This window comes from Gardnerella sp. CCPDSM, assembly GCF_056754715.1.
Genome location: NZ_JBQEQO010000073.1, coordinates 1 through 485 on the forward strand (window position 1 = coordinate 1; position 485 = coordinate 485).

A 485-nucleotide genomic window follows, 5' to 3' on the forward strand; every position below is an offset into this window, starting at 1 on the left:
CTCAAGCATCAACATTCACCCCCTAAATCCTTATCTGTAAAATACTTAATCGGCTGGTTTCGTTTTTCAGCCAGATTGATTTCTACTTGCATGCCGCCTGTGATTTTTTCTCCGAACACCCATAGTTCGTTGCATTTACCTAAGAGGATAATGTCCATAAACATCGCATCCCCTCTATGCTTTTGATTCTCATCATCCATGAACGGGAAAAGCAGGTGTGGTGTTACTGGGATTGCTCCGCGCAAATACGCGTATGCCGCACACCGAATAGCATGTTGCACGTTTTTCTCCTTATCTCCACGGTAGGGAGCACAAATGTAGACGATAGGCTTAAAATTCGGTGTCGTTTCTAAATGCTTTTTATAAGACTTACTCACTTTTAGCCTCCTGTTCAATCAACGGGTAGATCCCGTGTTGTGTCATGAGGTGATAGATAAAAAGCCTGCCTTTCTGCGTCCAATAAGTATGCATTTTTGAGTGTCTGC

1 protein-coding gene is annotated in these 485 nt (G+C 43.1%); it reads right to left on the reverse strand.

Annotation, left to right across the window (positions count from 1 at the left end; translation table 11 throughout):
* Positions 1–8: 8 nt before the first annotated feature.
* The gene (locus ACTJLE_RS06590) at positions 9–377 is read right to left on the reverse strand and encodes a DUF7768 domain-containing protein (RefSeq protein ID WP_481267918.1); all 369 of its coding nucleotides are present in this window, start codon (positions 375–377) and stop codon (positions 9–11) included.
* Positions 378–485: the final 108 nt, after the last annotated feature.